Here is a 13,040-nt window from a genome sequence, read left to right as displayed (position 1 = left end):
CGGCGCGTTCGGGGCGCGCTCGGTGCGGGCTCGGGGCGCGCTCGGGGCGCGCTCGGGGCGCGCTCGGGGCGCGCTCGGGGCGCGCTCGGGGCGCGGGTCTCCGCCTGGTGCGGTGGCCCGCGCCTTGTGATGGCCGGTGGTCACGCCCCGCGGTGACCGGTGTCAGCGCCCGCGGTGACCTTTGTCAGCGGCCGCCCGCCTCCGTGGCGGCCGGTTCCTGCGGTTCGGTGTCGGCGCCGGTGGTCTCCTCCGGGTCCTGGCCCAGGGAGTTGAGCGCGGTGCGCAGACGGCGGCTGACGGCAAGCAGCGCCAGCGCGACGGTGAGCGGCGCGGCGAGTACGAGGGCGGCCTTCACGACCCCTCCGGCGCTGATGAGGTAGCCGGTGACGCCGGGGCCCAGCCAGGCGACGCTGGTCGCCCCGAGCACGACCGCCGTGCCCACCCGCCCCTGCATATGGGTGGGCGCGTCCGTGCTGACGGTGAGCCGGGCCAGGGATCCGACCGTGGGCAGGCCCAGTACCAGGAGGAACACCGCCACCACGGTGACCGGTTGGCTGCCCGTCGCGGTGAGCGGGATCAGCACCAGCCAGGCCGCTGTCACCGTGGTGACGATGGCGGTGGGGCTCATGCGGCGCAGCACCCAGCCGGCGGTGATGCCGCCGACGATGCCGCCGCACCCCGCCGCGCTGAGCACGATGCCCGCCGCGGCCGGATCATGTCCGAGGTCGGAGGAGTCGACCGCGGCCAGCAGTTCGACGGCCCGGCCCAGGAGGTTGATGTAGGCGACCCACGCCACGAGGGCGAGCAGGGCGCGCCGCCGGACCAGCCAGGGGATGCCGAGGGTGAGTTCGACGCCGAGATGGCGCAGGGACTGCTTCAGGGTGCGTTCGGCGGGAGCCGCGGGGCCGGCCGGCCGGCGCCGGTGCCTGACCAGGGAGAGCAGAAGCATCGAGACGAGGTACGACGCGGCGTCCAGGGCGAAGGCGAGCGGCGCGCCGAGGCCGAGGAGGACGCCGCCGATGGGTGGGCCGACCGCGATGGCGACGTTGGAGCGGACGACGTTGCGGGTCATGGCCTCTCTGCGCCGCCCGGCGGGTATCACCTCCCGGAGCAGGCCGCCCTCGGCCGGGCTGAACAGCATGGTCAGGACGGCGGTGGCCGCGGCTGCGGCGACCGCCAGCGGTGTGCTGAGCCGTCCGGTGAACAGGGCGAGGGCCAGGAGCACGGCGACGGCCGCGCGAGCGGCGTCGCAGAAGATCATGAGCCGTCTGCGGTCGACGGTGTCCGCGATCAGGCCGCCGGGCAGCATGGTGACCATCAGGGCGATGCCCGAGGCGGTGCCGACCAGACCCGCGTCCGTGGCGGAGTGGGTGGTGGCCAGTACCGCGAGCGGCAGGGCGAGCGAGGTCATCTCACCGGCGATGTCGGACAGCGCCTGGCCTGTCCAGATCAGCGTGAAGTTTCGGTTGATCATGAGGTGACCGGGTGCCGGTTGCCGGTCAGGCGTCGGTCTTCACGGCGACGTAGAGCCCCTTGGTGTGGGTGGTCTCGTCGATGCCGTCCGCGAGGGTGCCGGAGATGTGCAGGCCGTGGTGGCCCACGAGGCGCAGACCGGCGGCGGTCAGCAGGTCGGTGAACTCCCGCGGGCTGTGGTGGGCCTGGAAGTGTTCGACGGTCTTGCGGGTCCAGAGGCCGGGCTGTCCGGCGGCGGGCTGGAAGGCGTCGAGGACGATCCTGAACCGGCGGACCCCGCCTTCTTCCTCCGAGTTGCCGCGGGTGACGACGAACGTGTCCTCGCCGCGCATGACGTGGGGCGCCCGCATCAGGTCGTAGCCGTAGGCGGTGTTCGCGTCGAAGATCAGTACGCCGCCGGTCGTCAGGGAGGCCGCGATGCTGTGGAACGCCTCGCTCACCTGGGCCGGTTCGATGAGGTAGTTGAAGATGTCGCTCATGCACAGCACGACGTCGTAGGGCTCGTGCGCGAGCGGCCGGCGGACGTCGTGGACCGCGAACTCGATGCCGGTCGCCGCGTGCCTGCTCCGGGCCATGTCGATCATGGCCGGGCTGATGTCCACACCGGTGACGTCGTAGCCGCGGTCGGCGAACAGCACGGAGCTGCGGCCGTTTCCGCAGCCGGCGTCGAGGAGTCTGCGGCCGCGCGGTCCGGCGTCCTGGATGAGCCGGTCGAGTACGGCGGCGAAGGCGTCGTAGTCGTCGTGCTGGGTGAGGACGTCGTAGAACGAGGCGGTGGCGTCGTAGGCGTCGGCGGCGTGGTCGGGCCGTACGGTCGTGGTCATGAGGTCGTCCTTCCTGCGGTTCGATGGGTCGAGACCTGTGCGGACCCCTTACGCGGACGCCTTGGCCGTCATGCGCCGACGGGACCGCAGCAGCTCCAGCAGTCCGACCGTCAGCGCGTCGTCGAAGGCCCGCCAGACGGTTTCGGGTGCCTCCCGGACCGCGAACTCCGCGCAGCTGACCCACAAGCGCGGGTCGTAGTCGGTGTAGCCGGAGTCGATCGTGCCGACCTCGTAGCCCGGTTTGCCGATCGTCTCCCAGCAGCTGTACAGCGTGCCGTCGGCGTTGACGACGGCACCGGTGACTCCGTCGCGTTCCCCGCAGAAGCCGCAGGAGGCGCCGCTCGGCCGGCCGACCTGGAAGCCCGCGTCGAGGGCGGTGGCGTAGGCGCCCAGCAGGGTGGCGACGTCGCTGCTCGACCGGTCGATGACCGCGTCGAAACCGCCGGCGTAGTTCAGCACCGGGGCGAGGTGCAGACCGCAGCGGGAGGCGTCGACCCGGGTCGCCAGCAGGCCGATCAGGTCTTTCAGCCCCGGGAGCGCGTCGGGGGTGGTGTTGATGCGGAAGTCGAAGCGCAGATCGGTGACTTGCTGAGCCTCGGCGATGTTGTCCACGATCCGGTCGAAGGTGCCCCGTCCGGCTCGGGTGGCCCGGAGCCTGTCGTGCAGTTCGGGGGGCCCGTCGAGGGTGATCTGCGCGGAGCGCAGGCCCGCGTCGTACAACTGCCGTGCGAGCGTGGCCCGCAGCAGTACGCCGTTGGTGACCATCGAGGCGCCGACCGGCGCCAGTTCTCCCAGGCGGAGGAGGAGTTCACGGCAGGCGCGGGGGTTGAGCAGCGGTTCGCCGCCGAAGAGCAGCACGAACAGCCGCGACAGGCCGGCCGCGCGCATCCGTGGTTCGGCGAAACCGGCGATCCGTTCGATGGTGCCGGAGTCGAGCGCGAACTTCGGTATGCGCGGGGGGTCGAAGCGGCCGGGGGCGGCTTGGCCGGTGTTCTGGAAGCAGTAGGGACAACCCAGGTTGCAGTGGGTGGCGGTGACGACCGTCAGGCTGTAGGACCGCGCCGGACGCTTCCGCGTGATGCCGACCCGTGTGACCTCCGCGTGTCCCTCGGGGGTCAGTTGCCCGCCCTCGGCGAAACGCGTGGGCAGCAGCGCGGTGCCGGCGGGTCCCAGACACCAGATGCCGGACTTCCCTTCGAGGACTCTCACGGTCCCGCTCATGTCCCTCCACGTTCTCCGTCGGGTTCAGGGGTGTGGGACATGAGTGCCGCCCCGTGCCGAACCGACGGCGGCCGGGCCGCGCGAGCGCGCAGCCGCCCGGCCCGCCCGCCGGTCCCGCGGACGATCCGGGTCAGTTGTTGGCCTTCGGGTCGTAGATGCCGCAGATCAGCTCGCCGGACTCCTCGACGACCTCGGTCTCGCCGACGTGCGCCTCGACCTCGTCCTCGGTGGTGGTGGGCTCGGTGTTCTCGGCCATGATGGTTTCCTCTCCCTTTCGGTGTGCGCATACGGACACGGAATGCACCGCCTACGGCGGGGCCGGGGGCGGTGGCCGTCCCGACGGAAGAACCTAGGTCGGAGGGTTCCAGGAGCGGTCGACGAACGGTATGGCACCGGTGTGTGCGCAGACCAACGGCTGCCGTCCCGCGGCGAGGCGCGCCCGACGGCGTGCCGCACACGGTTCCCGGGTCAGCGGCGGGCCGGCGCGATCAGCCCTTGCGCCACTTCTGGTTGGCGGTTCCGCCGCACGTCCACAGCTGGAGTCGGGTTCCGTTCCCCGTGCCGTTGTCCTTGACGTCGACGCACTTGTCCGCCTGGGAGCTGACGAGGTCGCCCGCGGAGCTCAGGTAGAACAACTGGGCGCGGCTGCCACTGCACTTGGCGATCTGGATCGCGGTGCCGTTGCCGGTGTTGCCCCAGGCGAGGTCCATGCACAGGCCGAGTGAGCGCACGGTGCCGTCCGACTTGAACTCCCACTTCTGGTTGGCACGACCGGAGCAGTCCCAGATGTCCAGCTTGGCGCCGTCCCTTCCCACGCCGTCGCCGCCGCCGATGACATCGACACACCGGTGGGAGGCCGAGCCGATCAGCAGGCTTCCGGGGATGCTGACGGCACTGCCGCCGGAGCCGCCGCTCGACGGCTTCGAGGTCGACGGCTTCGAGGGGGAGTTCGGCTTGGTGCCACCGGACTTGGTACCTGACCCCGAACCGGAGCCGCCGGCACCGCCACCGGCCCCGCCGACACCGCCGACACCGCCGACACCGCCACCGACGCTCTGGCCGCCACCCGTCTGCGAACCAGGCACACCACCACCGGCCCCGGCCACACCACCGCCGGAACCACCCGAGCCGCCGGGCGCGTTCCTGGCGGGCTGCCCGGCGGGGCGGCGGGACGCGGTGACGGCGGGAGACGCCGGGCCGGACGCGTCGCCCTTGACCGAAGGCTGCCCGGCGGCCGCCACCGCCGCGGCCGACGTGGGCGCCCGGTCGGGGAAGAGGTCCACCCGGCCCAGCAGCGGTACGGCGAGGACGGCGACCGCGGTCAGCGCGGCGGCACCGCCCACCGTCCCCCACACCCGCAGGCCGGGGACCAGCCCCCGCCGAGGAGTTGCCGGACGACGGGCGAAGGTGTCGCTGAAGCTCTCCGCCGGACTGCCGGACCGGTCCGCCTGGGGCCGGGGTTTGCGAAGGGGCGGCACGTCGTCTCCTGGAGGTCTCGGCATGAGCGGGGCATCCGCACCCTAGCCAAACGGTGACCCTCAAACCCCAAGCACACGCGGGGACTTACGGCGGAAAGTCACCTTGCGTCCGGCTATGGCTGGTCATCCGTGATCAATTCGTTGATGTTCAACGGATTGTTCTTTTCTTCGATGTCTGTTTCTCACGCTAGCGTTCGCCCCTGAAGCAACATCAACACCGGAAGGCGGAGGCCGTGAGCCTCATCGACCATGACCGCGCCGAGAGCGCGGACCGGACACTCGGCCTCCTGCTCGCGGAACGCGACAGCCTGCGCCGTTTCGTGACCGGCATGATGGGCCGCGATCCCCATGGCGCGGAGGACGTCGTCCAGGAAACCCTCCTGCGTGCCTGGCAGTCGGCCGGACGGCTGAACTGGCGGGACCGGCCGATCCGTATGTGGCTGTTCCGGGTGGCCCGCAACCTCGTGGTCGACGGCCGGCGCAGGGACCGGACCGTTCCGGTCGGGATCACTGCCGCGGACTTCGGCGGCGCGGCTCCCGCGCACGTTCCCGACCACGCCGACCGGGTCGGCGACCGCCATGTCCTGGTGTCCGCGCTGCGCACGCTCGCGCCCGCGCAGCGCGAGGCCGTCGTCCGCGTGCACATGTTCGGCCACCCGGGTGAGGACGTCGCCCGGCAGCTCGGGGTACCGCAGGGCACCGTGAAGTCCCGGACGCACCACGGCGTCCGTGCGCTGCGCGGCACGCTGGAGTCCTCCGGCGGTCACCCGGGCGGCGGCCGCCCGGCCGGTACCGGGACGCACCGGGGAGGGACGCGATGACCTCGTCCGACGTGATGACGACCTGGCTCGGCCTCGCCGGTGTGCTCATCGTGGTCCTCGCGGTCACCCACTGGCTGGTGCGCCGCGGCGGCGGCTGGAAGGCTCTGGTTCGCCGTACACGTCGTGAAGTCGCCCTCACGGCCAGGGCGTTCAGCGGGCCGGTGCGGACGGAGCTGCGCTACCGGCGTGGGCTGCGTGTCCTCGTGCGCCTGCTGCGCGATCCCGCCGTGTGGACCGATGCCGAGCGAGCCACGGCCCTGGCCGCGGACGTCCGGCCCGGCGTCCGCCCCTACGGCGTGCTGGCCGGACCCCGCTGGATGGGTGTGCTGGTCGCGGCGGACGACACCGCCCTGTCCGTACCCCCCGAGCCCTGGGCGCCGGACGAGGACGACCCGCGCCTGTGGTGGATCGGCCGCGCCGATCTGACGGACGTCCACGACGACCCGGCCGTACCGCCGTTGCTGGTGTGTGCCGGACTCGACGCGGGCAACGCCGTGCTGCTGAACGTTCGTTCCGGGCCACCCGCCCTGTCGGTGCACGGTCCCTCGCGCGCCGGCCGCACCGCGCGTGCCGTGCTCCAGGCACTCGCCGCCCAGTTGGACAGGCGGCTGCCCGACGGCCGGGTGGGCATCGCCGCCGGGGTGCATCCCCGGTACCAGGGTGCCGCGGCCGGGGCCACCGTGGCGCGGGCCGGTATCGAGGTGGCGGTGTGTGCCGATCCCCTGGAACGCCCGTTGCCGACCGGTCTGCGGCTGCTGACTCTGGGGGTCGCCCGGGGCCGTACCCGGCTCCTCGAAGTCGACCCGGAGGCCTGGCTCACGGTGCACGGCGCGCCCGCGGCCGCACGCGTCGACGTTCTTCCGCTGGCCCGGGCCGTCGCCCGCGCGCTGCCCGCTCTCCCGCCGTGCCCCGACGGACCGGGTGACCAGGAGGCGGTGGAGCCTCCCGAGACGGCGGCCGTGCCGGGTCCCGCAGATCCCGATCTGCTGCCGGACGAGCCGGACCTCGAAGCGGGTGCTGGTGCCGTCGAGCCGACAGGGGTCTCGGCCACCCGGCCGAGCCCTGCGCCCGCAACCGAGCCGCGGCCCGTGCCCGTACCGGCCGCCGCGCCTGCGGGCGGCGGCGAGGGCGACGACGACTTCGCGGAACCGGCCGGGTCCGGCACCACCGGCGTCTCCGCGGCCTCGCCGCACGCGTCGTAGCCACCGCCGTCCACAGCCACAGTCACCACGGCCATGGCCATGGCCATGGCCAACACTGCGTAGCCCACCGCCGTAGCCGCCGCAACCACTGCTGTACCGCGCAACCCCCGAACCCGAACGACCGCCCGGCTGGGAGCCGTGAACCTCACCATCACCACCGTGGACGCCACGGACGGACAGCGCCGCGACCACCATGTCCGGCTGCCCCTGCACGCCACCGTCGGCGATCTCGCCGCCGCACTGGTCCAGGACGACCAAGCCCCCGCGGGCGGTGCGGACTGGGCCGCGTCCGGCCCGCCGCGGGCCCGGAACCTCTACGCCGGTGACCGCCGGCTCGACCCCGAGGCCGCCGTGCCCGGCAGCGGCGTCCGCGACGGCGCCCTGCTGGGTCTCGGCGGCCCGGTGCGCGCCGCCGATCTGATCCGGGTGCAGGACGAGCCCGGCACGGACCACGAACTCGCCGAGGTGCACGTCGTCTCGGGTCCCGGAGCCGGGCGCACCTGGCGGATCGGTCCGGGCAGCCACGAGATCGGCACCGACCCACTGTGCGCCATCCGTCTCGACGACGCCGACGGCGTGCCCCGGTCCGGGCTGTGGGTGACGGTCGGCGCGGACGGCTCCGCGGCCTGGCACCGCACCGGCGACGAGCCCGGCGCCACGATCCGTGCCCGGCTCGCGGCCCCGCCGCCCGACGACGCCGTCACCGCGCTGCGTCGGCCGCGCCCGCAGGCGCCGGGCCAACGCCCGGCGGGGCCCGGCCCGGTGCCGTGGCCGGCCGGTGAGGACCTGACCGTGGGGCCCGTGCTGCTGCGGATGAACAGCCTGGTCGAGGCGGACGCGGCGGTCGCCCCGTCCGCCGACGGCTTCGGCGTGGACTACAACCGTCCCCCGCGGATCGCCCCGCACCTGGACGCCGAGCGGGTCCGGCTGCCCCAGCCGCCGTCGCCGCCGCAGAAGCGTCCGTTCCCGACGGTGATGATGATCTCCCCGGTCGTGCTCGGCCTGTTCATGGTCAGCATCTTCAAGTCGTACTACTTCCTGGTCTTCCTGTTCCTCAGCCCGATGATGATGCTGTCGAACTGGGCCACCGGGCGGCGCGCGGCCCGCAAGCAGTTCCTGGAGTCGGAGCGGGCCTACGAGCAACGCCGTGATGTCGTGGAACAACAGGTCCGGGACGCCGTCCGCAAGGAGCGGCGGGTACGCGACACCACCGGCCCCGACCCGGCCGCCGTCGCCCTCGTCGCGACCGGTCCGGGCGGGCGACTGTGGGAGCGCCGTCGGCACGACCCCGACCATCTGGTGCTGCGCCTGGGCACGGTGGACCAGCCGTCCGTACGGGAGTTGGAGGACCCTGCGCGCGACGAGAACCACCGGACCATTCGCTGGAACATCCCCGACACCCCGATCGGCGTCGACATTCCCGCGCACGGTGTCGTGGGCATCGCGGGTGCCGCCGCCGAGGTGCAGCCGCTGGCCCGCTGGCTGGTGACGCAGGCGACCGTTCTGCACAGCCCGCGCGATCTACGGATCGTCGTGCTCACCGAGCCCGACCGGGTCGCCGACTGGGCGTGGGCCCGCTGGCTGCCCCATCTGCGGCCGGGTACGGCGGCCGGTCCCGTCGTGTTGATCGGCAACGACCCCGAGTCCACCGCCGCCCGGGTCAGCGAACTGGTGTCACAGGTGCAGTCCCGCCGCCGTACGGTCGGCAACGATCGCAACGCCGTCCTCACCGACCCCGACGTGCTGGTGATCGCCGACGGCGCGCGGCGGTTGCGCGACGTGCCGGGCATGGTGCAGGTCCTCACCGAGGGCCCCCGGGTACGGATCTTCAGCGTGTGTCTGGACGAGCGGGAGCGCCTGCTGCCCGAGGAGAGCACCGGAGTCGTGCTCGCGTCGGACGGTCGGCTGACCGTCCGACGTCCCGGTATGCCCGACGTGCCCGACGTCCGGGCGGACCGGGTCGAACCCGAATGGTGCGAGCAGGTGGCCCGGGCGCTGGCCCCGATCCGCGACGTCAGCCCCGAGCACGACGCCGGACTGCCGCAGCGGGTGAGCCTGCTGGACCTGCTGGAGCAGGAACCGCCGAACGCCGACGCCCTGTTGGAGCGGTGGCAGGCCGAACCGGCCAGCACCACCTTCCTGGTGGGCACCGGCTTCGACGGCCCGCTCTCCCTGGACCTGGTGCAGGACGGCCCTCACGGCCTGGTCGCCGGCACCACCGGCGCCGGAAAGTCGGAGCTGCTCCAGACCTTCGTCGCCTCCCTGGCCGCCGCCAACCGGCCCGACGAGCTCACCTTCGTCCTGGTCGACTACAAGGGCGGCAGCGCCTTCAAGGAGTGCGCGCACCTCCCGCACACTCTCGGTATGGTCACCGACCTCGACGCCCATCTCGTGGAGCGGGCCCTGGAGTCGCTCGGCGCGGAACTGCGCCGCCGCGAGCAGATGCTGGCCGCCGCCGACGCCAAGGACCACCCCGAGTACCGGGCCAAGCGGGCCGCCGATCCCTCGCTCGCGCCGCTGCCCCGGCTGGTGCTGGTCATCGACGAGTTCGCCACGCTGGTCCGTGAGGTCCCCGACTTCGTACCGGGCCTGATCAACATCGCGCAGCGCGGCCGGTCGCTCGGCATCCATCTGATCCTGGCCACCCAGCGCCCGGCGGGTGTGGTCACCGGCGACATCCGCGCCAACACCAATCTGCGGATCGCGCTGCGGGTCACCGACCAGACGGAGAGCCAGGACATCATCGACGTCAAGGACGCCGTCGACATCTCGTCCGCCACTCCCGGCCGGGCCCTGGTACGGCGCGGCCCCCGGCAGGCCGACCCGTTCCAGACCGCCTGGGTGGGCGCGGAGCGCCCCCGCCAGGCCGCGGCCGGCACCGAGCCGGAGAACGCCGGGCCGCGCAAGGCCGTCCGCACGGTGGACGTGGGCTGGAACGCGCTCGGCCGGCCCGCCGAACTGCCCGCCGAGGCAAGGACGGTGACGACCACCGCGGCCCAGGGTCCGGCGCCCACCGACCTCCAGACGCTGGTCGCCGAGATCCGCGCAGCCGCGGACCGACTGGACGGCTTCGTCCAGCAGCCGAGCCCGTGGCTGCCTCCGCTCCAGCCGCAGCTCCTCCTGGACGAGCTGGACGAGTTCGGCGCCGCCCGCGAGGGCCGCCTGCTCATCCCGTACGCCCTGGAAGACGTCCCGCAGCTCCAGCAGCGCCGGGTCGCCGTCGCCGACCTGAGCACGTTCGGGCACCTCTACGTCATCGGCGCGCCCCGCTCCGGGCGCACCCAGGTGCTGCGGACGATCGCCGGTTCCGCGGCCCGGGTCGCGAGCGCCGCCGACGTGCACCTGTACGGCATCGACGCGGGCGGCGGCGGCCTCACCGCCCTCGGCGCGCTCCCGCACTGCGGCGGCGTGGTCTCCCGGCACGATCTGGAGCGGCTCGGCCGTATGCTGCGCCGCCTGAACCTGGAACTGACTGAGCGTCAGGACCTGGCGCAGACCCACAGCGCCACGGGCATCGCCGAGTTGCGCAGGCTGCTGCCGAAATCCGAACGGCCCGCGCACATCCTGCTGATGATCGACGGCTGGGACTCGCTGTCGCAGATCCTCGACGACCACGACCACGGTCAGCTGGTGCAGGAGGTGACCCGGCTGGTGCGGGAGGGCGCCGCCGCCGGCATCCATGTGATCGCCACTTCCGAACGCTCCCTGCTGGGCGGGCGGATGGCCGCGCACAACGACCACAAGCTGCTGCTGCGGCAGGGCGACCGGGCGGACTACCAGGCTGTCGGCATGATGCCCGGCAAGGTGCCGTCCGACATCCCGCCCGGACGCGGCTGGCACGTGCTGAGCGGCACCGAGACTCAGGTGGCGCTGCTCGCTTCCGGCGGTGGCACGGAGCAGGCGGAGGCGCTGCGCTCGATCGGCGACACCGCGCGCAGGCGGGACGCATCGGTGCCCGACGTCAGGCGCCCCTTCCAGGTCGCCGTGCTGCCCCGCTCGGTGGAGTTCGCCGAGGCGTACGCGAAGGTCGCGGACACCGACCGCCGGCCGCTGTGGGGCCTGATCGGCGTGGGTGGCGACGACGGCGGACCGGTCGGCACGGATCTCGCCGGCTCGGCCTCGGCGTTCGGCGTGCTCGGGCCGGCCGGCTCCGGCCGCAGCAACGCCCTGGCGTCGATCGCCGTGTCCCTGCTGGCCGGCGGCACCTCGCTGGTGGTGCTCACCCCGCGCGAGTCGCCGCTGCGCGCCCTGGACCGGCACGCCACCGCGACCGTCCTCACCGAGGCCGATCCGTCGGCCGACACGGTGCGGGCGGCACTGGACGCGCTGCCGGGGCCGCGCGTGGTCGTGATCGACGACGCCGACCTGCTGACGAGTTCGGCGGCGGACAAGCTGCTGAAGGAGATCGCGGTCTCCGGCCGGGACCAGGGTCTCGGGCTGGTGTACGGCGCGTCCGTCGAGGGCCTCCAGAGCGGCATGAGCGGCTGGACCCTCGCCGCCCGCCGAGCCCGGCGCGGGCTGCTGCTCGCGCCGAAGAACCTGGCCGAAGGTGACCTGATCGGCGTACGACTGCTGCCCAGTGTGGTGCGGGGGTCGACCCATGCGGGCCGGGCCTGGACGGCCGGTCCCGGCGGGTCGCTGCTCGCCCTTCAGGTGCCACTCACGCCGCTGCGGGCCTGACCGGGTCCGGAGGGAACCACGAAGGGCCGCCCCGGAGTTGCTCCGGGGCGGCCCTTCGGTCTCGCGGCGGCCGGGGTTACGACGACTGCGTGAGGCTGTTGCTGATGCCCTGGTCGAACTGGATCGCGTTCTCCTTGATGCCGTTGAACATCTCCGAGAAGTCGTTGATGCCCTTCACGGCCGCCAGCAGGCTGGTGTCGAAGTTGTTGTAGGTGGTCCGGATGACCTCGCTGGACTGCTGGAAGACCATGCCGTCGTCCACGAGGGTGTTGACGCGGGTGCGCAGGTTGCTGAGGACGGGCAGGAGGTTCTCGTGGGCGTCGTGCAGCAGGCTCACGACCTCCTCGATCTTGTGGTAGTCGAGATTGATGCCGTTGTAGTTGGCCATGTGCCGTTCCTGTCCGTCGTTCTACTGGATGTGCGGGTTGCTGCCGCTGGAGTGCGGCGGGGGCTCGTTGTCGGAGTGGTCGTCCGAGCCACTGCCGTGGTCGTTGCCATTGTTGCCGCCCACCTGCTGCCAGTCCGGCTGGTTGCCGTTGGCGTCCTTGGGGCCGCGGGTGAACTCGGTGCGGTCGCCGTCGCTGCCGGTGGTGACCATCGAACCGCTTCCGTCGGCGTGGAGGTTGGTCTCCGAGTGGACGGTGCTGCCGTCCGGGTATGAGGTGTCGGTGGTGTAACTGAGACCGTTGTTGGTGTAGTTGGTCACCGACGTGTAGGTCTTGCCGTCGTAGGTGACGGTGGACTCCTCACGGATGACGTTGCGGTGGTCGTCCAGCGTGAGATGGGTGTGGACGTTGCCCCGGTCCGTGGTGATCGTCTGGTCCAGCGGCGGGTCGCCGGGGTCCGTGGCGGAGCAGAAGTCGGGCATCGAGCCGTCCGGTCCGGGCACGCACTGGTCGAGATGGGCCTGCCGGTAGTCCCACAGGTCCCGTTGGCGGAAGTAGTTCTGCAGGCCCAGGTTGCTGCCCGTGACGCCCATGCCCTGGGCCAGTTCGGAGTCGAAGGAGAGGAACGCCTCGCCCACCGAGCCGAAGGCGCTCGCCATCTCCTTGATGCCCTTGTCGGCACGGCTCATCGTGCTGCTGGCGTTGTCGTAGAAGTCGGCCACCGCCTCGGCCAGCGTCCAGTCGCCGAGGACCGCCAGGGCGTCCATGGTGGGGGTGGAGCTGTACTCCGTGTAGTCCCGTCGGCCCAGACGCGCGAACGTGCTGTTGTCGAGGAGCGGGCCGATACCGCTCGCCAGGGTTTCCAGGTCCGTCTTGGCGTCGTTGAGGACGTTGTAGTCGATCTTCAGTTTGTCGGGCATGTGAGGGCCTCCCGGTACCCCGTTCAGACTCCGGT

The 13,040-nt window shown here is 72.5% G+C and carries 10 protein-coding genes; 3 read left to right on the top strand and 7 right to left on the bottom strand.

Annotated elements, in window-relative coordinates; translation table 11 throughout:
• Positions 1-184: 184 nt before the first annotated feature.
• The 5 genes from ACIPK3_RS08845 to ACIPK3_RS08825 form a co-directional block, all read right to left on the bottom strand.
• On the bottom strand, positions 185-1,474 hold the full coding sequence (locus ACIPK3_RS08845) for an MFS transporter (protein ID WP_402567536.1): 1,290 nt from the start codon (positions 1,472-1,474) through the stop codon (positions 185-187).
• A 25-nt stretch (positions 1,475-1,499) separates the two neighbouring features.
• Positions 1,500-2,297 carry a class I SAM-dependent methyltransferase gene (locus ACIPK3_RS08840; RefSeq protein ID WP_402567534.1) on the bottom strand — a complete coding sequence of 266 codons (798 nt, stop codon included), beginning with the start codon at positions 2,295-2,297 and terminating at the stop codon, positions 1,500-1,502.
• Positions 2,298-2,345: 48 nt separating this feature from the next.
• Entirely contained in the window at positions 2,346-3,518 is a 1,173-nt protein-coding gene (locus ACIPK3_RS08835) for a radical SAM protein (RefSeq protein ID WP_402567532.1), read from the bottom strand.
• A 130-nt stretch (positions 3,519-3,648) separates the two neighbouring features.
• Positions 3,649-3,774, bottom strand: a complete 126-nt coding sequence (locus tag ACIPK3_RS08830) for a hypothetical protein (protein ID WP_402567530.1) — start codon at positions 3,772-3,774, stop codon at positions 3,649-3,651.
• Positions 3,775-4,006: 232 nt separating this feature from the next.
• The gene (locus tag ACIPK3_RS08825) at positions 4,007-4,996 is read right to left on the bottom strand and encodes a ricin-type beta-trefoil lectin domain protein (RefSeq protein ID WP_402567528.1); all 990 of its coding nucleotides are present in this window, start codon (positions 4,994-4,996) and stop codon (positions 4,007-4,009) included.
• Positions 4,997-5,229: 233 nt separating this feature from the next.
• Between ACIPK3_RS08825 and ACIPK3_RS08820 the strand changes: the two genes are divergently transcribed.
• The 3 genes from ACIPK3_RS08820 to ACIPK3_RS08810 all read left to right on the top strand — a co-directional run bounded on the left by ACIPK3_RS08820 (position 5,230) and on the right by ACIPK3_RS08810 (position 11,699).
• Positions 5,230-5,817, top strand: coding sequence for a sigma-70 family RNA polymerase sigma factor (locus ACIPK3_RS08820; RefSeq protein ID WP_402567526.1), 588 nt, complete (start codon positions 5,230-5,232; stop codon positions 5,815-5,817).
• Positions 5,814-7,019, top strand: coding sequence for a hypothetical protein (locus ACIPK3_RS08815; RefSeq protein ID WP_402567524.1), 1,206 nt, complete (start codon positions 5,814-5,816; stop codon positions 7,017-7,019). Before ACIPK3_RS08820 ends, ACIPK3_RS08815 begins: the two co-directional genes overlap by 4 nt.
• 138 nt (positions 7,020-7,157) lie before the next feature.
• Entirely contained in the window at positions 7,158-11,699 is a 4,542-nt protein-coding gene (locus ACIPK3_RS08810; protein ID WP_402567522.1) for an FtsK/SpoIIIE domain-containing protein, read from the top strand.
• Positions 11,700-11,775: 76 nt separating this feature from the next.
• On the opposite strand, the gene ACIPK3_RS08805 is transcribed toward ACIPK3_RS08810, so the two are convergent.
• Both ACIPK3_RS08805 and ACIPK3_RS08800 read right to left on the bottom strand, forming a co-directional pair.
• Positions 11,776-12,087, bottom strand: a complete 312-nt coding sequence (locus ACIPK3_RS08805; protein ID WP_402567521.1) for a hypothetical protein — start codon at positions 12,085-12,087, stop codon at positions 11,776-11,778.
• A gap of 21 nt (positions 12,088-12,108) precedes the next feature.
• Complete coding sequence (locus tag ACIPK3_RS08800; RefSeq protein ID WP_402567519.1) at positions 12,109-13,005, bottom strand: hypothetical protein; 897 nt, start codon at positions 13,003-13,005, stop codon at positions 12,109-12,111.
• Positions 13,006-13,040 lie beyond the last annotated feature (35 nt).

Origin of the sequence: Streptomyces sp. NPDC086787, from assembly GCF_044745865.1 — a bacterium.
Taxonomy (GTDB): Bacteria; Actinomycetota; Actinomycetes; order Streptomycetales; family Streptomycetaceae; genus Streptomyces.
Note: the sequence above shows the minus strand (reverse complement) of the source record. Positions and strands in the feature narration are given on the sequence as shown.